The following is a 16,889-nucleotide window of genomic DNA, read 5'->3' on the forward strand; positions in this document are numbered from 1 at the left end:
AAGGTCGCGGACAGCCCGATGACGATGGTGCCGGCCGTCGCCATCATGAATGGCGCACAGCAGGCGCCGGTGCACGTGTTGACCGGCGTGAAGCCCAGAACGCCGAGGAACAGCACGCCGACGGCGACCACGAACATCACGACCATGCCGAAGACCGCCACCGGGATCCGCATACCGCGGACGGTGGTCAACCGAGATCACTTCCGCGGGAAAGCCCTGCCTGAAATTCTGTCGGTGCCGCCAGCTAGCCTTGACGGCAAAGCTGACTTCGTCTACAAGGAGCCACCACCGTGTTGCGCACGCACGAGGCCGGATCACTCCGGGCCGAGCACGCCGGGCAGTCCGTCACCCTGACCGGGTGGGTCGCTCGCCGGCGTGATCACGGCGGTGTCATCTTCATCGACCTGCGCGACGCGTCCGGTGTGGCCCAGGTCGTCTTCCGCGAGGGCGAGATGGCCGAGCGCGCGCACAAGCTGCGCAGCGAGTACGTCATCAAGGTCACCGGCGACGTGAGCAAGCGGCCCGAGGGCAGCGAGAACCCCGACCTCGCGACCGGCGCCATCGAGGTCTACGTCACCGACCTGCAGGTGCTCAACGAGGCCGCGCCGCTGCCGTTCCAGGTCGAGAGCGACACCGAGCCGGGCGAGGAGGCCCGCCTCAAGCACCGCTACCTCGACCTGCGCCGCGAGGGCCCGGCCAAGGCCATCCGCCTGCGCAGCGAGGTCAGCCGCATCGCCCGCGAGGTGCTGCACGGCGAGAAGTTCGTCGAGATCGAGACCCCGACGCTGACCCGCTCCACGCCCGAGGGCGCGCGCGACTTCCTGGTGCCGGCGCGACTGCGTCCCGGCTCCTGGTACGCGCTGCCGCAGTCGCCGCAGCTGTTCAAGCAGCTGCTCATGGTCGGTGGCCTGGAGCGCTACTACCAGATCGCGCGCTGCTACCGCGACGAGGACTTCCGCGCCGACCGGCAGCCGGAGTTCACCCAGCTCGACATCGAGATGAGCTTCGTCGAGCAGGACGACGTGATCGCGCTGACCGAGAAGCTGCTCGCCGCGATCTGGATCCAGACCAAGGGCGTCGAGCTGCCGCTGCCGTTCCGCCGCATCTCCTACGCCGAGGCGATGTCGAAGTACGGCTCGGACAAGCCGGACCTGCGTTTCGACCTGGAGCTCACCGAGCTCACCGAGTACTTCAAGGACACGACGTTCCGCGTGTTCCAGGCGCCGTACGTCGGTGCCGTGGTCATGCCCGGCGGTGCCTCGCAGCCGCGCCGCACGCTCGACGCGTGGCAGGAGTTCGCCAAGCAGCGCGGCCACAAGGGCCTCGCGTACGTGCTGCTGGCCGAGGACGGCACGCTGGGCGGCCCGGTCGCGAAGAACCTGACCGACGCCGAGCGCGACGGCCTGGCCAAGGCGGTCGGCGCGAACCCCGGCGACTGCATCTTCTTCGCCGCGGGCGACCCGCGGGACGCGCGCGCTCTGCTCGGCGCGGCACGGGTCGAGATCGCGCACCGCGTCGGCCTGATCGACGAGAACGCGTGGGCGTTCGCGTGGGTCGTCGACTTCCCGATGTTCGAGGCCGTCGACAAGCTAGAGGCCGGTGACGTCGCGGTCGGCGGTGGCAACTGGACTGCGCTGCACCACGCGTTCACCTCGCCGACGCCGGAGTGGATCGACAACTTCGAGACCGACCCGGGCAACGCGCTGGCCTACGCCTACGACGTGATCCTCAACGGCAACGAGCTCGGCGGTGGCTCCATCCGTATCCACCGCGCGGACGTGCAGCAGCGCGCGTTCAACGTCATGGGCATCGGTGCCGAGGAGGCGCAGGAGAAGTTCGGCTTCCTGCTCGACGCGTTCAAGTACGGCGCGCCGCCCCACGGCGGCATCGCGCTCGGCTGGGACCGCCTCGTCATGCTGCTCGCGGGGGTCGACTCGATCCGCGAGGTCATCGCGTTCCCGAAGAGCGGTGGCGGCTACGACCCGCTGACCGCTGCCCCGGCGCCGATCACCCCGCAGCAGCGCAAGGAAGCCGGCGTCGACTTCAAGCCGGAGCAGAAGGCCTGATGCTGCGGCTGAGGGTGGTCTGCCCGGCAGACCAGTCCGAAGCCGCGCTGACGATCCTCCGCGACCACGCAGGGGCCACCCACCTGGTGTTCCTGCGTGGCGCGGCGGTCGCCCCCGCCGGTGACCTGATCACCGCCGACGTGGCGCGGGAGGCGGTCGACGAGATCGTCACCGCGTTGTGCGAGCTGCACATCGACCACACCGGCGGCGTCACGATCGAGACGATCGACACCTCGCTGTCCGACGCGGCCGATCGGGCCGAGGAGCTCGCGCCCGGCGAGGGCTCCGACGTGATCGTGTGGGAAGAGCTGATCGCGAAGTCGGGCGAGGAGTCCCGGCCGAGCGTCACGTTCCAGGCGTTCCTGACCATCGCGTGCCTGCTCGCGGCGGTGGGCGTCGCGACGAACTCGCCGGTCACCATCGTCGGCGCGATGGTCGTCGGGCCGGAGTTCGGACCGCTCGCCGCCATCGCGGTCGGGTTGGTCGCGAAGCGGTGGGACCTGGTCAAACGGGCATCGATCGCGCTCGGGATCGGGTTCCCGCTGGCCATGGTGATCACGTCCGCGCTGACGTGGTTCGGCGAGTTCGGCGGGCTGTTCGACAGGACCGCGCTGGTCAACGGCCACCAGGTCGACTTCGTCTACCAGTTCGGCCCGTTCTCCCTGATCGTGGCGTTGCTCGCGGGCGCGGCGGGCATGCTGTCGATGACGTCCGCGAAGTCCGCGGCGCTCGTCGGCGTGTTCATCTCGGTCACCACGGTTCCGGCGGCCGGCTACGCCGCATTGGCCGCCGTTCTCGGAGTGTGGGACAGAGTGGGCCCCGCAGTAGCCCAGTTGGGCATCAACTTGATCGGTATTGTCGTCGCCGCCGCGCTCGTTCTGTTGATCCGCAGGCGCCGGGCAACGGATGGTGTTTCCACACGTCCACTGTCCAAGGGGTGATCCGGGAACAGCGCGAGCCGTTATCAACGAGTGGTGGTAGTCGCAGCCTGGCCGGATTAGCGTCGGTCCGGCTCACGGACATGGGGAGTAGGGTCGGAGGGGATGAGCGTGGAGATCACCGCGGGCCCTCCCGACACGACTTCACCTGAGATCGCCGAAGCTGTCGACGCGGCCGAGCGGGTACTGACCAGGCGTTTGGGCGCACAGGTGCGTCTTGCAGACCCCGAGGCTCTCGGGGGTACCGGTCGTTCCGTCGTGATCCGGGTCAGAGTGGCGTCCTCGCCGTTCTCGATGCCCCGCACGCTGGTCGTGAAGCGTTATCCGGCCGGTTCCGGAGATCGCGACCCGTGGGCGCACGAGGCCGTCAGCCACCAGCTCCTCACCGCGTTGCCCGCGGAGGAGCGCGCCACCCCGGAGCTGTTCGCGCACGACGTGACGTCACGTCTGGTCGTGCTGGAGGACCTGGGCCGTGCGCCGAGGTTGTCCGAGAAGCTGCACGCGAAGGACGCGCGCGCTGCGGAACGTGGCCTGCTCTCGTGGGCGCACGCGATGGGGCGCCTGCACGCCACGACGGCGGGCCGGGACGCGGACTTCGACGCGTTGATGCGCCGGGCCGGCGCGCAGTGCTGCCAGGACCCGATCGCGGTCGACGTGCACGCGGCCATCGCCGGGTTACCGGCGCTGCTCGAGTCCACGCTGGGCGTGGAGACGTCCCCGCAGGCCACCGAGTTCGCCGCCGCGGCCGCACGGGCGTTCAGCACCTCACGACGGCGTGCGTTCAGCCCGTCGACGTCGTGTCCGGACAACCACCTGGTCACCTCGCGCGGGGTGCGGTTCGTCGACTTCGAGGGCGGCTGCGTCCGCGACATCGTGTTCGACGCCGCCGCGTTGCGCGTGCCGTTCCCGTCCTGCTGGTGCGGGTGGGGACTGCCGCCGGGCATGTCCGAGGCCATGGTCGCCGCGTGGCGGGCCGAGGTCGGCTCGGTGTGGCCGGAGATGGACGACGACGCGATCCTCTTACCGCGCCTGCTGGAGGCCCAGCTGCTGTGGGTGTGGCTCGCGACGTGGCGGGCGCTGTCGAAGCCGATGCCCAACGTTGTCAACGCGCCGCCGCGCAGCGTCGTGCTGACCGGCCGGTGGGTGCGGCTGCGGGGCGACGCGCTGATCCTGGGCGAGAAGACCGTCGCGTCGCACGCCGACGCGGTGATCGGCGCACTGGTCGACCGCTACGGCGCTGAGGTGCTCGAACTCCCTCTTTACCCAGCATTTCGCTGAACGGTTCCCACACGGTCATTCCCGGATCACCGGGCACGCTGATGCTGAGTCGTGTGCTGGTGCTACTCGGTGACTCGACGGCGGTCGGGATCGGCGACCTCGTTCCCGGCGGCTGGCGCGGCTTCGGCCCTCTCCTCTCGTCCGCGTATCCGGACAACGGTTACCGCAACTACGCCGTCTCCGGTGCACGGCTGGCGGACGTGAGGCGCACCCAGCTGCCGCAGGCGTTGCGCGACCGGCCCGGCGCCGCCGTCGTCATCGCGGGCGTCAACGACACGCTCCGGTCGGACTTCTCGGTGCGGCAGATGCACGAGGACCTCGACCACATCTGCCGTGAGCTGACGAACATCGGCACGTCGGTCGTCACCGTGCGGTTCCACGACCAAGGCCGCGTGTTCAAGCTGCCCGGCAGGCTGCGGCGGGTGCTGAAGGAGCGCATCGACTCCTACAACCGCGTCGTCGACGTCGTGGTGGCGCGGCACGGTGTCCGGTGCGTCGACCTGCACGCGTTGCCCGGCGCGTACGAGCTGGAGACGTGGGCGGTCGACCGGCTGCACCCGTCCGAACGCGGCCACCGGATGCTGGCGCAGGCGTTCGCCCGCGAGCTGCGCGCGTTGGGCCACGCGGTCGGCGAGGTCAGCCTGGAGTGCTCGGGTGGCCGCGAGCTGACGGTCTGGCACCACGTGGCGTGGTTGCTGCTGAAGGGGATTCCGTGGCTGTGGCGGCGGGGCGCGGACCTGCTGCCGTTGCTGTGGAACGAGGCCTCAGACCGGCAGCGAGACGGTGAACGTGGTCTTGCCCGGGACGCTCTGCACGGACACCTGGCCATCGTGCGCGCCGACGACGGCGGCCACGATGGACAGCCCCAGCCCCGTGCTGCCGGCGGCGCGTGACCTGCTGCTGTCGCCGCGGGCGAACCGCTCGAACACCTCCAGCCCTTCCGGGATGCCCGGTCCGTCGTCGGTGACCGTCAGCTCGACTTGTCCGTTGTGGACTTTCAGGCCGGTGGTGACCGTGGTGCCGGGCGGCGTGTGGGTGCGGGCGTTCGACAGCAGGTTGCCCAGGACCTGGTGCAGCCGTTGCACGTCGCCGGGCACGGTCACGGGTTCCTCGGGCAGCTCGATCTGCCAGCGGTGGTCCGGGGCGGAGATCCTGGCGTCGCCGACCACGTCCAGCACCAGCCGCGACAGGTCGACCTCCGCTCGCTCCAACGGGCGGCCGTCGTCGAGGCGAGCGAGCAGCAGCATGTCCTCGACCAGCGACGTCATCCGCACGGCCTCGGACTCCACGCGGCTCATCGCGTGCGCGATCTGCGGTGACACGTCCTCCTCCGAACGCCGGGTCAGCTCGGCGTAACCGCGGATGGCGGCGAGCGGGGTGCGCAGCTCGTGCGAGGCGTCCGCGACGAACCGGCGGACGCGGGTTTCGCTGTCGTGCCTGGCTTTCAGCGCGTCGCCGACGTGGCCGAGCATGCGGTTCAGGGCCAGGCCGACCTTGCCGACCTCGGTGTCCGGGTCGGTGTCGGGCACGCGTTCGGCCAGCGCGACGTCACCCTCGTGCAGCGGCAGCTCGGACACGCGGGTGGCGGTGTCGGCGACGCGGTCGAGCGGCACGAGCGCACGCCGGATGATCCGCCGGCCGACGAGCGCGGCCGCGGCGACACCGGCCGCGGTGAGCGCCATCAGCAGCCAGATCATCTGCCACACGACCTGGTCGACCGGTCCGGACGGCAGGCCCTTGATCCGCGTCTGGCTGACCTGGACGCGGAAGTAGCCGATGTCCTTGCCCAGGTCGAGACCGTGGTTGCCGGGACCGAGCTCCTGCAGTTCGTGAGCCTCCTGGGAGCTCAGGGGGCGCGGCTGGCTCCAGAACGGCAACTCGATCGTGCCGGTCACGGTGCCGTCGGCGTTGATCTGCGCGTTGATGCCGCGCGCACGCTGCCCGACCGGCGGCTGCCTCATCTCGCCGATCTGCCGGTCGAGGTCGTGGGTGAGGAAGCCGTGCAGGGCCAGCGCCGCGATCGCGCCGGTGCCCACGGACAACGCCAGCAGCACCGCGATCTGGCCGGCGATCAGCTTGGCCCGCAGCGTCCTAGGCCGAAGGCTTGAGGACATAGCCCGCGCCCCGCATCGTGTGGATCATCGGTGCGCGCCCGGCGTCGATCTTCTTGCGCAGGTAGGAGATGTACAGCTCGACGATGTTGGCCTGGCCGCCGAAGTCGTAGCTCCACACGCGGTCGAGGATCTGCGCCTTGCTCAGCACCCGCCGCGGGTTGCTCATCAGGTAGCGCAGCAGCTCGAACTCCGTGGCGGTCAGGGAGATCTGCTCGCCGCCGCGGGTCACTTCGCGCGTGTCCTCGTTGAGAGACAGATCGCCGACGACGAGCTGTGCGCCCGCGTCCTCCTCAGTGACACCGGTGCGCCGCATGAGTGCACGCAACCGCAGCACGACCTCTTCGAGAGAGAAAGGCTTCGTCACGTAGTCGTCGCCGCCCGCGGTGAGGCCGGCGATGCGGTCCTCCACGGCGTCCCTGGCGGTCAGGAACAGCACCGGCAGGTTCGGCTGCTCGGCGCGCATGCGGCGCAGCACCTCGAAGCCGTCGAAGTCCGGCAGCATCACGTCCAGCACGACGGCGTCCGGCCGGAACTCCCGTGCCGTGCGAACGGCGGTGGTGCCGTCGAGCGCGGTGCGGACCTCCCACTTCTCCATGCGCAGCGCCATCGTCATCAGCTCGGCCAGAGTGGACTCGTCGTCCACCACGAGCACCCGCACGGGCTGCCCGTCAGGCCTGCGGAGTTCGGATTTCATCGTGCGCATGGCTCCTATCGTGGCTGCTGAGCCTGTGTATCACCTGTGAGAGCGGTCCACCGTTCGGGCGATTGGCGGTTACGTCAATTGTGAGCAGCTATGTTCGGTTTGAGGGCCCGGCGACTGACGGAGGTGAGCGGCCTGCGCACGTTCACGCTGACCGTCATGGGGTCGACCGACCTGCACGGCAACCTCTTCAACTGGGACTACTACCGCGACAGGGAGTTCGACGACTACGCACACGACGACGTCGGGCTCGCGAAGATCTCCACACTGGTGTCCGGAGTGCGAGACGCCGTGGGTCGGCAGCGGACGTTGCTGCTCGACGCCGGTGACACCATCCAGGGCACGCCGCTGGCGTACTACTACGCGCGCGTCGAACCGATCACGCGCGCGCACGTGCACCCGATGGCCGCCGCGATGAACGCCATCGGCTACACGGCCGCGGCGTTGGGGAACCACGAGTTCAACTACGGCCTGGAAGTGCTGCGGACGTTCGAACGGCAGGTCGACTTCCCGCTGCTCGCGGCGAACGCGGTGGACGTCTCGACCGGGCAGCCGGCGTTCACGCCGTACGTGGTCAAGACGGTGTGGCGGACGGGAGGGCCGCCGTTGCGGGTCGGCATCCTCGGGCTCACCAACCCCGGCATCGCGGTGTGGGACCGGGCGGTCGTGGAGGGCGTGCTGACGTTCCCCGGGCTCGTGGAGCAGGCGCTGCACTGGGTGCCGGAGGTGCGGTCCAAGTCCGACCTGGTGATCGTGGTGGCGCACTCCGGGGCCGACCTGTCGTCATCGCTGGGGGACCAGGTGCCGTTCCCGGAGAACTGCGCGGAACTGGTCGCCGAGACCGTGCCGGGCATCGACGCCGTGCTGGTCGGGCACGCGCACGTGGAGATCCCGCAGCGGTTCGTGACGAACAAGGTGACCGGACGGCCGGTCCTGCTGACCGAGCCGTTGTACTGGGGCAAGCGGTTGTCGGTGATGGAGTTCGACCTGGAGTTCGGCGGCCGGTGGTCGGTGGCGTCCTCGCGGTCGTCCGTGCTGTCGTCCTCCACCGCGGCCGAGGATCCGCGGATCGTGCGGCTGCTGCGGCACGACCACGAGAAGGTCGTCACCTACGTCAACGCCCGGATCGGCACCTGTGCGGCGGCGATGTCGGCGGAACGGTCGCGGTTCGAGGACACGCCGGCGTTGCGGTTCATCAACCACGTGCAGGCGCTGGAGGTGGCCAAGTCGACGTCGCTGCCGGTGCTGTCGTTGTGCGCGCCGTTCAACCGGACGGCGGCGATCCCGGCCGGCGAAGTGTCCATTCGGGACGTTGCCGGGCTGTACATCTTCGACAACACGTTGCTGGGCGTGCGGTTGACGGGCGCGCAGCTGCGGGACTTCCTGGAGGAGTCGGCGCGGTACTTCCGGCAGGTGCCCTCCGCGGGGCCCTGGTCCGCGGCCGAGGTGTCGGCGGACGTGCCGGACTACAACTTCGACATCGCCCACGGGCTGTCGGCGCCGTTGACCTACGACATCGACATCGCGCAGCCGGTCGGGTCGCGGATCGTCGGGCTGTCGTACGACGGGGTGCCGGTGGAGGACGATTTCGAGTTCGCGGTGGCCGTGAACAACTACCGGCAGGCCGGTGGCGGGGACTTCCCGCACATCGCCTGCGCGCCCGTGCTGCACAACCAGCAGCAGGAGATCCGGCAGCTGCTGATCGACTGGGTCAAGGCCGCGGGCGTGCTGGACCCGTCGGCCTTCGCGGGCCGGGACTGGCGGCTGGTGGCGTCCGGAGTGCCCGTGATGGTCTCCACGAACGGGTGAATTCGGGTGCCCTGTCCTGCGCCTTCTGCTCCAGGTGGTGGCATTCCTGCCGCCGGATGCGATAGGTCAGGCGCGTGCAGTTGCCGCAGCGCGTCTTCGTCGGCGCCCTAGTAGTGCCGATGCTGCTCGCCTCGGTGGGCACCGCGTTCCGCCCGGAAGCGGAGATCGCACCCGGCCACCTCGTGCTCGCGGTGCGCTCGGCCGAGATCGTGCTGGCCGGCACCGCGGGCTCCGCGGTCGAGCGTCAGGAGGTCGTGGACGCCGTGCGGGAGCTCACCGCCTCCCACCGCATCACCGACATGATCACCCCGAACGCGGGCGAGCGGATGCCGGTCACCCCGGCCGTCGCCGCCTCCGTGCTCGGCGTGGTGCTCGACCAGGACGTCACCGACTTCACCGGCGTCGTCCACAAAGGACACCTGACCGCGTCGGCCCGGGTGGCGGACCCGGAGCGCGCGGGCCTGCTGAGCGACGCCCTGCGCGCCGCCGCCCCCGGCCTGCGCGTCGACGAGGACTTCACTTCGGACTAGGAGCTCTGCGTTGTTCGGCTTCTTCATCCAGATGTTCCTGCTGTGCGCGGGCGCCTTCCTCGCGGGCGTGCTGCTGACGTGGGTGACCCTGCGCTCCCGCGCCGCCGCTTCCGCCCCGGCTTCGGCTTCGGCTTCGGTCGAGGGTCGCCTGTCGATCATGGAGGAGCCGGTCGCGCTGCCGCCCGCGATCAAGGCCAACTCGCGCACGATGATGTTCCACACCCCGGAGTCGCCGTACTACAAGCGGATGAAGGGGGACGCGTTCTTCCACTCGCCGGAGGACGCGCGGCGGGCGGGCTACACGATGTGGACGCCGCGGCCTCGGGTGCCGGCCGCGTCCTAGTCCTGGGTCGTGCGGAGCCAGGCGTCGAGTTCGAGGTAGTCGGCGTCGGTCAGGCCGTGGCGCGGGTTCACCTTGTGCAGCAGGGCTTTCGGGTGACGTTCGGCGACCCGCGCGCGGTCCCGCTCGGTGAGTTCGTCGTCCACCCAGGCGAACGGCCTGTTGCCGGCGAGCGTGACCAGGCCTCGGGTCTTCCAGTGCAGGCCCTGGCGCGCGTCGGCGGCCTCGGTGACCGGGTCGTCCGGCCAGGTCGCCACCGGCAGCGCCGGGAGCCCGAGCAGCGGTGCCAGGAGGTCGTTCGCGTCGTCCATCCACGTCGTGGCCCACATCAGCTCACACGGCAGTGCGGTGAGCCACGGGCCGTGCAGCGGGTCGAGCCGTGCGAGCAGCGGGTTGTCGTGCTGGAGTCCGCGCCCGGCGACGCCCTCACCGAACGGGAGCAGTGGGCCGTCGACGTCGAGGAACAGGATGGGGCGGCTCACCTCGTAAGCTTGGCCGGTGATTCCCGACGTGATCAAGCCCGGGCTCGACGTGCTCTTCTGCGGCATCAACCCCGGCCTCGTCTCGGAGGCGACCGGTCACCACTTCGCCCGGCCGGGAAACCGGTTCTGGCCCGCGCTGCATTTGTCCGGTTTCACCCCGCGTCTCTTCGCGCCCGCCGAGCAGTCGCGGCTCCTCGACCTGAACCTGGGCATCACGAACGTCGTCGCGCGCCCTTCGGCCAAAGCGGACGAATTGACGATTGACGAGCTGAAAGCCGGTGGGCTGGAGCTCACCGAAAAAGTCGAGCGGTATTCACCGAAGGTTCTCGCGGTGCTGGGCGTGACGGTGTACCGGGCGGCCTTCGGTCGCAAGAAGGCGCAGGTCGGACCGCAGCTGGACACCGTGGGCGGGGTGCGGGTGTGGTTGTTGCCCAATCCGAGCGGGTTGAACGCGCACTGGCAGCTGCCGGCGCTCGCGGAGGAGTTCGCGAGGCTCAAAGCGAGCATTCATCGTCACTGAAAGTGGGCGCTCTGCGTCCATTCGAGTGGCCTTCACCCTAAAGTGGAACCAGGTACGCCGGACTGCGTCAATATTTCGCGATGTCGCGCAGAACTCCGTGAATGTTCAACACTGGTGGGGGCACAGTGGAGGTCAGGATTCTGGGGCCGGTCGAGCCGTCAGTGCCGCCGAAGCCCGCGCAGATCCTAGCGGTCTTGGCGGTCGAATGCGGGAAGATCGTGCCGGTCGAGCGGTTGATCGACCTCATCTGGGGTGAGGAGCCGCCGCCGCAGGCCCGCAAGTCGCTGCAGGTGCACATCAGCAGCCTGCGCAGGGCCGGGTTGCCCGTGGAGCACCGGGCCGCTGGGTACGTGCTGAACACCGAGCCCGAGAAGGTGGACCTGCACCTGTTCCGCAGACACGTCGCGCGGGCGGCCGAGGACACCGACCTCAGGGTCAAGGCCGAGACGTTGCAGCAGGCGCTCAGGCTGTGGCGCGGGACGCCGGTGGTGTTCGCGCAGACGCTGGAGGTGCAACGGCTGGCGGCGGCCGAGGCGTGGGTCGACGCCGAACTGGCGCTGGGGCGGCACGCCGAGCTGATCGACCCGCTCGGGGCCTTCGTGTCGGAGTACCCGCTGGCGGAGCGGCTCCGGGGGCAGCTGATGTCCGCGCTGGCCAGGGCGGGGCGCCGGGCGGACGCCATGCGGGTGTTCCGGGAGACGCGCAAGGTGCTCGTCGACGAGCTGGGTGTCGAACCCGGCGAGCAGCTGCAGCAGCTCTACCGGGACGTGCTGGAGGGCGCGCGGGACAGCCGCCGCAACTACCTGCCGCGCGACGCCGGTGACTTCACCGGGCGCGCCGAGGAGCTCGGCAGGCTGCTCGACAGCGACGGCGGGGTGTGGTGGATCGAGGGTCCGGCCGGGGTCGGCAAGTCGGCGCTGGCGAACCACGCGGCGCATCGGCTCGCGGACCGGTATCCGGACGGGCAGCTGTTCGTCGACCTGCACTCGCCGTCCGGGGCGCTGGACTCGTTGCTGCGCGCCATGGACGTGCCCAGCGAGCGGATTCCCGAGTCGGCGGAGGAACGCGCGGCGCTGTGGCGGGCCACGGTCAGCGGGCGGCGCGTGGTGATCGTGCTGGACGGCGTCACGAGCGTGTCGCAGGTCCGGCCGCTGCTGCCGGGCAGCCCGGGGTGCCTGACGCTGATCACCAGCCGCAGCCGGTTGTGCGGGCTGGAAGGCGTGCGGCGGATCGCCCTCGACGTGCTCAGCGGCGAGGAGGCGGTCACGTTGCTCAAGCGGATCCTCGGCGACGACCGGGTGGCCGCGGAACCGGACCAGGCCCACGAGGTCGCGCGGCTGTGCGGGTACCTGCCGCTCGCGGTGAGGATCACCGGCGCACGGCTCGCCGGCCGGGCGCACTGGCCGGTGTCGAAGCTGGTCAGGAGGCTGTCGGACGAACGCAGCCGGCTCGACGAGCTGGTCGCGGACGACCTCGCGGTCCGGTCGAGCCTGGAGCTCACGTACCGGGCGCTCGACGAGAACGTCCGGCGCGCGTACCGGATCTTCGGGTTCCTCGGGCTGCCCGAGGTGCCGAGCTTCCTGTGGGTGCACCTGCTCGACGAGGACGTGCTCGACCAGCTCGTCGACGCACGGCTGCTCGACGTCATCGGCAGCGCGCGGTACCGGATGCACGAGCTGGTGCGGCTGCACGCGCGAGAGCTCGCCGAAGCCGAGGACCCGCAACAGGAACGCGAGGACGCCGTCCGGCGCGCCGTCGTCGCCGCCCTGTCCACTGTGGACGGACTGACCGAACAGCTCTTCCTCGCCGTGCCGCGCATGCAGGATTCTCTCGGCGTCGTCACGACGGCGGCGCGTCCCACCGACAAGGACGCGTGGTTCGGCCGCGAGGAGAACCTGCTGACCAAGCTCGTCGAACGCGCGGCGGAGCTCGGGCTCGCGGAGATCGCGTCGCAGCTCGCCGAGGTGCTGGTGTTCGCCTGGTTCGGGCTGAGAAACCGTTACGAGGCTTGGGAACGAACACACACGGCGGCGCTGGAGGCCGTGTGGCGCAGCGGGGACATCAGGCTGGAAGCGGTGCTGCGCTGCAGCCTCGGTCAGATGCACTACAAGCGCGACAACCTGACGGAGGCGCGGTCGTGGTTCGACACCGCGCAGACGTTGTTCGTGAACCTGGGCGACAAGCACGGCGAGGCCGTCGCGATGAACGGCATCGGCATGGTGTGCCGGGACCTCGGCGACTACCCGTGCGCGCTGGAGGCGCTGGGCAGAGCCCGTGAGCTGCTGGAGTCGCAGGACCAGGAGGGCGTGGCGCACGCGCTCTACGGGATCGGCTCGATCAGAAGAGAACTGGGCGACGACGAAGAGGCTCTGCACACCCTCGCGCTCGCGGAGACGACCTACCGTGCGGCGAAGAGCAGACGGGGTGAGGCCCTGTCGGCGCGGGGCATCGGGCTCGTGCACCGGGCAAGAGGAGAGCTGGACCTGGCGGAGGAGCACGTCGTGCGCGCCCACGAGATGGTCGCGGGCACCGGGGACGAGCTGCTCGGCTGCTACACCGCCCAGGCGTGGGCGAAGGTGCTGACCCGCAAGGGCCTGTTCGACCCGGCCGAACGGCTGCTCGCGACCGCGCTGGACGGCTGCCGCGACGTCGGCGACCGGTTCGGCGAGACGCTGGTGCGCCGCACAATGGGGGAGTGGCGGCTCGCGGCCGGCGATCACGCCGGCGCGCTGGTGGTGCTGACCGAGGCCCTGGCGTCGTGGACCGACCTGGGGCTGCCGTTGTGGCGGGCACGAACGCTCAGGGACCTCGGTGCGGCCCACGCCTGCCGGGGGGATGTCGCAGACGCGGACCGCTGCTGGGGGGAAGCCGCCGGGCTGTTCGCGCGGCTGGGCACCAGGGAGTCCGCAGAGGTGCCCAGCTGGCGCGTCCAGTGGGGGCTTGCCATCAGCTAGCTGGTCAGTCGCGGATCTTGTTGTACTTCCACGGCAGGTAGTTGCCGTCCTTCAGCGACGCGAGCGAGTCGATCTCGTGGTCCATGTCGTCGCGGGTGTTGCCCTCCTCGTAGATCCACACGGAGGTGTGCGCCGAGTTGGCCCACTTCTCGAACAGCTTGACGTGGCCGTTGCGCAGGATCATGTCGCCCGGCTTGAGGCTGCCCCACGAGATCCGCGTGGCGACACCGTCCAGGGTGTCCGTGGTGCGGCTGCTGGTCAGCTTCCACGTCATCGACACGAAGCCCGAGCAGTCCTGGCGGTACTTCTTGCCGTGGTTGACGTCCCACGCGTAGGAGGTCTGCGAGTACGGAACCTTGCGGTTCCACCAGTCCTTGGCCCTGGTGATGACCTCGTCGCGCTTGATGTTGCCGCCGTACCCGGCGGCCGCCTGCTCCTGCGAGATGGGCGTCTCCGGCTCGGCGGGACCTTCCGGCATCGCGTTGGCGATGCCGGACAGGCCGGCCAGCAGTCCGAACGAGAGTGCGGTCGCCGCGACGGCGTGGCGAATGCGCATCGTTGTAGCTCCGATCGACTGGGTGATGACGACCGGGACTGTCCACTCCCGCGCCAAAGATCGGCCTAAGGCCGGTTTAGGCGGCTCTTTACCGCTCGTTCCTAGCTTCTGCCCACCTTGCTTCGGGCAGAAGGAGAGAGAGCATGTTCGTTCGCACGATCGCCGCTCTGATCGCGATGTTCGCGGCGCTGATCATGGGCGCGTCCATCGCGTCGGCGGCTCCGGCCAAGTACACCCACGCGCAGGCGACCGCGCAGCTGCGCGCGGCCGGCATCACCTGGTCCTCCAGCGGCGGCTGCAGCGACCGCAACCGCTCGAACTGCACGTCGTTCGAGCAGATCAACCAGACGACCATCGCGGGCATCAAGACGTTCAAGAGCGCTTCCGGCTGCGCGGTGAACATCACCGGCGGCACCGAGACCGGCCACGCGTCGGGCACCTACTCGCACTGGAACGGGTACAAGGTGGACATCTCGCTGTCGAGCTGCGTGACCAACTACATCAAGAGCAAGTTCACGTCCATCGGTGGCGACAAGTGGAAGTCGAACGCGGGCAACATCTACTACTACGAGGGCAACCACTGGGACATCACGTACCACAGCGCCGGCTGATCCAACCCTGTTGCTGAACCACGGCCGCGGCCGGTAGTAGTGAACGGGTGACCACACTCGGCGCTGTCTACCGGCCTCAGCTTCCTCCGGAGAACCTGCGTTCCGTCGTCCTCGCCGCCGAGGAGTCCGCAGTGGACTCGTTGTGGCTGTGGGAGGACTGCTTCCTGGAGAGCGGCATCGCGACCGCCTCCGCCGCGCTGGCCTGGACGTCGCGGCTGAACGTCGGGGTGGGACTGCTGCCGGTGCCGTTGCGCAACGTCGCGCTGACCGCGATGGAGGCCGCGACGCTGGACCGGTTGTTCCCGGGACGAGTCACGATCGGCGTCGGGCACGGGCTGCAGTCGTGGATGGGCCAGGTCGGCGCACGGGTGTCGTCGCCGCTGACGTTGCTGCGCGAGTACACCGGTGCGTTGCGGGCCTTGCTGGCGGGCGAACGGGTCACCTGCTCCGGCACCTACGTGTCGCTCACGGACGTGGCGCTGGACTGGCCGCCGCACGCGCCGATGCCGGTCTACGTCGGCGGGCTCGGCCCCAAGACCCTCGACCTCGCGGCGGAGGTCGGCGACGGCACGATCCTGGACTCCTCGGCGGACCTCGACCGGGTCCGTGCGACGAGGGCGTCGCGGGAGCACCCGATCGTCGTCTACGTCGAGACGGACTCACGGGACCGCGCGTACGTCACGGATCTGGTGGCACAGGTGGCCGAAGCGGGCGCCACCAGCGTGATCTTGCAGCAGTCGGCCACGAGCGAGGACCCCGAAGGTTTCGTTCGTTTTGTGGGTTCACTCGATGGTGTGAGTGCATAGCGCGCTAGATAACGGTGGATACCTCCTTGCGATGGAACGGTCGTGGGCCTTTCGTCGCCGTTCGGGGAGGTAAGCATGCTCGGGCGCAAGAACCGCCGGATCGCTGAGCTGGAGCAGGCCGTGGAAGGCCTGCAGGAGCTGCTCGCTCGAATCGGTGACGCCCGAACAGCGCAAACCGACGCGCTGGAGGAGGTCGGCCGCGCGGGTGCCGAGCTGGTGGCGTTGCGCCACCGGATCAAGAACGCGCGGGCCGAGCTGCAGCCGTTGAAGGAGGAGCTGACCTTCCAGCGGGCCGGTGTGTTCCGCACCGAGGCGGCCGCCGACCACCAGGCCCAGATCGACCTGATCCACGACGAGATGAAGACGCTGATCAAGACCGGTGGCGCGGTCGAAGGTGGCGGGCAGGTCACCTACAACGGGTCGGACGTCACCGGACGGCGGCTCGTCGAGGACTGGTCGGCGCTGATGCTCCGCTCGTACAACTGCGAGGCCGAGAACTGCCTGCGCATGTTGCGCGCCGGTGGCCTGGACGCCGCCCGCAGGCGGCTCGATCGCGCGGCGTCGGCGATCGAGCGGCTCAGCGGCACGTTCGCCCTCCGGATCGCGCCGCGCTACCAGGCGTTGCGGACCTACGAGCTGGAGCTCACCGCCGACCACCTGCAGCGCAAGGCCGAGAGCCGGCGGACGCGCCGGATTGCCTCCTGACGCACGGGGTACCTCCTCGGCGTGGCTGAGGTCTCCCTGGACGTAGAAGCGCCCATCGACGCCGTCTGGACGGTGCTCGCCGACGGATGGTCTTACGCGGGCTGGGTGGTGGGCGCGTCGCACATTCGCGACGTGGACACCGGCTGGCCCTCGCCCGGCACGCGCATCCACCACAGCGTGGGGCCGTGGCCGCTGGTCATCCAGGACACCACCGAGGTGGTGCGCTGCGAGCCGTCCCGGCTGCTGGAGCTGGACGCGCGGCTGTGGCCGGCGGGCGCGGCGCGGATCACGATCACCCTGCACGCCCGGTCGGCGTCGCTCACCGAGGTGCGGATGGCCGAGCAGGTCGTGCGCGGACCTTCGGTGGTGCTGCCGAAGTTCATGCAGGACCTGATGCTCATTCCACGCAACAGGGAATCGCTGCGGCGCCTCGCTGCGATGGCTCGCGGACGCACACCTTTCACTAGGTGACTAGTGAAA

General features: G+C 69.8%; 16 protein-coding genes and 1 pseudogene. 13 read left to right on the top strand and 4 right to left on the bottom strand.

All coding sequences use genetic code 11. From position 1 onward, the window contains the following. The first annotated feature begins 290 nt into the window (after positions 1-290). From aspS to ACWEIJ_RS30335, 4 genes and pseudogenes are all read left to right on the top strand, one after another. On the top strand, positions 291-2,066 hold the full coding sequence (aspS, locus tag ACWEIJ_RS30320; RefSeq protein ID WP_449840652.1) for an aspartate--tRNA ligase: 1,776 nt from the start codon (positions 291-293) through the stop codon (positions 2,064-2,066). Then, positions 2,066-3,007 (top strand): DUF389 domain-containing protein, encoded by a 942-nt coding sequence (locus ACWEIJ_RS30325; RefSeq protein ID WP_449840653.1) that lies wholly within the window; start codon positions 2,066-2,068, stop codon positions 3,005-3,007. The genes aspS and ACWEIJ_RS30325 overlap by 1 nt, the downstream gene beginning before the upstream one ends. 102 nt (positions 3,008-3,109) lie before the next feature. Next, positions 3,110-4,282 carry a hypothetical protein gene (locus tag ACWEIJ_RS30330; RefSeq protein WP_449840654.1) on the top strand — a complete coding sequence of 391 codons (1,173 nt, stop codon included), beginning with the start codon at positions 3,110-3,112 and terminating at the stop codon, positions 4,280-4,282. A 41-nt stretch (positions 4,283-4,323) separates the two neighbouring features. Further along, positions 4,324-4,866 (top strand): annotated as a pseudogene (locus ACWEIJ_RS30335) (SGNH/GDSL hydrolase family protein); the annotation flags it as partial. Between the two features lie 180 nt (positions 4,867-5,046). On the opposite strand, the gene ACWEIJ_RS30340 reads toward ACWEIJ_RS30335, so the two are convergent. Together ACWEIJ_RS30340 and ACWEIJ_RS30345 are read right to left on the bottom strand one after the other, a co-directional pair. Further along, positions 5,047-6,396 carry a sensor histidine kinase gene (locus ACWEIJ_RS30340; RefSeq protein ID WP_449840655.1) on the bottom strand — a complete coding sequence of 450 codons (1,350 nt, stop codon included), beginning with the start codon at positions 6,394-6,396 and terminating at the stop codon, positions 5,047-5,049. Then, positions 6,374-7,090 (bottom strand): response regulator transcription factor, encoded by a 717-nt coding sequence (locus tag ACWEIJ_RS30345; RefSeq protein ID WP_449840777.1) that lies wholly within the window; start codon positions 7,088-7,090, stop codon positions 6,374-6,376. Before ACWEIJ_RS30345 ends, ACWEIJ_RS30340 begins: the two co-directional genes overlap by 23 nt. A 99-nt stretch (positions 7,091-7,189) precedes the next feature. On the opposite strand from ACWEIJ_RS30345, the gene ACWEIJ_RS30350 reads away from it, so the two are divergent. The 3 genes from ACWEIJ_RS30350 (at position 7,190) to ACWEIJ_RS30360 (ending at position 9,778) form a co-directional block, all read left to right on the top strand. Next, positions 7,190-8,905 carry a bifunctional metallophosphatase/5'-nucleotidase gene (locus tag ACWEIJ_RS30350; RefSeq protein ID WP_449840656.1) on the top strand — a complete coding sequence of 572 codons (1,716 nt, stop codon included), beginning with the start codon at positions 7,190-7,192 and terminating at the stop codon, positions 8,903-8,905. A 74-nt stretch (positions 8,906-8,979) separates the two neighbouring features. Next, positions 8,980-9,435 carry a hypothetical protein gene (locus tag ACWEIJ_RS30355; RefSeq protein WP_449840657.1) on the top strand — a complete coding sequence of 152 codons (456 nt, stop codon included), beginning with the start codon at positions 8,980-8,982 and terminating at the stop codon, positions 9,433-9,435. A 10-nt stretch (positions 9,436-9,445) separates the two neighbouring features. After that, positions 9,446-9,778: a sunset domain-containing protein gene (locus ACWEIJ_RS30360; protein WP_449840658.1), complete on the top strand. Its 333-nt coding sequence runs from the start codon at positions 9,446-9,448 to the stop codon at positions 9,776-9,778. Here the strand turns inward: ACWEIJ_RS30360 and ACWEIJ_RS30365 are convergent. Then, positions 9,775-10,257, bottom strand: a complete 483-nt coding sequence (locus ACWEIJ_RS30365; RefSeq protein ID WP_449840659.1) for an HAD domain-containing protein — start codon at positions 10,255-10,257, stop codon at positions 9,775-9,777. The two genes, ACWEIJ_RS30360 and ACWEIJ_RS30365, sit on opposite strands and share 4 nt — an antisense overlap. A 16-nt stretch (positions 10,258-10,273) precedes the next feature. Here ACWEIJ_RS30365 and mug point away from each other — a divergent pair, with 16 nt between their 5' ends. Further along, positions 10,274-10,777: a G/U mismatch-specific DNA glycosylase gene (gene mug / locus ACWEIJ_RS30370; protein ID WP_449840660.1), complete on the top strand. Its 504-nt coding sequence runs from the start codon at positions 10,274-10,276 to the stop codon at positions 10,775-10,777. Positions 10,778-10,878: 101 nt separating this feature from the next. After that, complete coding sequence (locus tag ACWEIJ_RS30375; RefSeq protein ID WP_449840661.1) at positions 10,879-13,731, top strand: BTAD domain-containing putative transcriptional regulator; 2,853 nt, start codon at positions 10,879-10,881, stop codon at positions 13,729-13,731. Between the two features lie 4 nt (positions 13,732-13,735). On the opposite strand, the gene ACWEIJ_RS30380 is transcribed toward ACWEIJ_RS30375, so the two are convergent. After that, positions 13,736-14,287, bottom strand: coding sequence for a hypothetical protein (locus ACWEIJ_RS30380; RefSeq protein WP_449840662.1), 552 nt, complete (start codon positions 14,285-14,287; stop codon positions 13,736-13,738). Between the two features lie 143 nt (positions 14,288-14,430). Between ACWEIJ_RS30380 and ACWEIJ_RS30385 the strand changes: the two genes are divergently transcribed. The 4 genes from ACWEIJ_RS30385 (at position 14,431) to ACWEIJ_RS30400 (ending at position 16,880) form a co-directional block, all read left to right on the top strand. Continuing rightward, on the top strand, positions 14,431-14,898 hold the full coding sequence (locus tag ACWEIJ_RS30385; protein ID WP_449840663.1) for a hypothetical protein: 468 nt from the start codon (positions 14,431-14,433) through the stop codon (positions 14,896-14,898). A 47-nt stretch (positions 14,899-14,945) separates the two neighbouring features. Further along, positions 14,946-15,704 carry an LLM class flavin-dependent oxidoreductase gene (locus ACWEIJ_RS30390; RefSeq protein ID WP_449840664.1) on the top strand — a complete coding sequence of 253 codons (759 nt, stop codon included), beginning with the start codon at positions 14,946-14,948 and terminating at the stop codon, positions 15,702-15,704. Positions 15,705-15,779: 75 nt separating this feature from the next. Next, positions 15,780-16,409, top strand: a complete 630-nt coding sequence (locus tag ACWEIJ_RS30395) for a DUF4041 domain-containing protein (RefSeq protein WP_449840665.1) — start codon at positions 15,780-15,782, stop codon at positions 16,407-16,409. 21 nt (positions 16,410-16,430) lie between these two features. After that, a complete protein-coding gene (locus tag ACWEIJ_RS30400; protein WP_449840666.1) occupies positions 16,431-16,880 on the top strand; it encodes an SRPBCC family protein in 450 nt (149 codons plus the stop codon). Positions 16,881-16,889: the final 9 nt, after the last annotated feature.

The organism is Lentzea sp. NPDC004789, assembly GCF_053601075.1.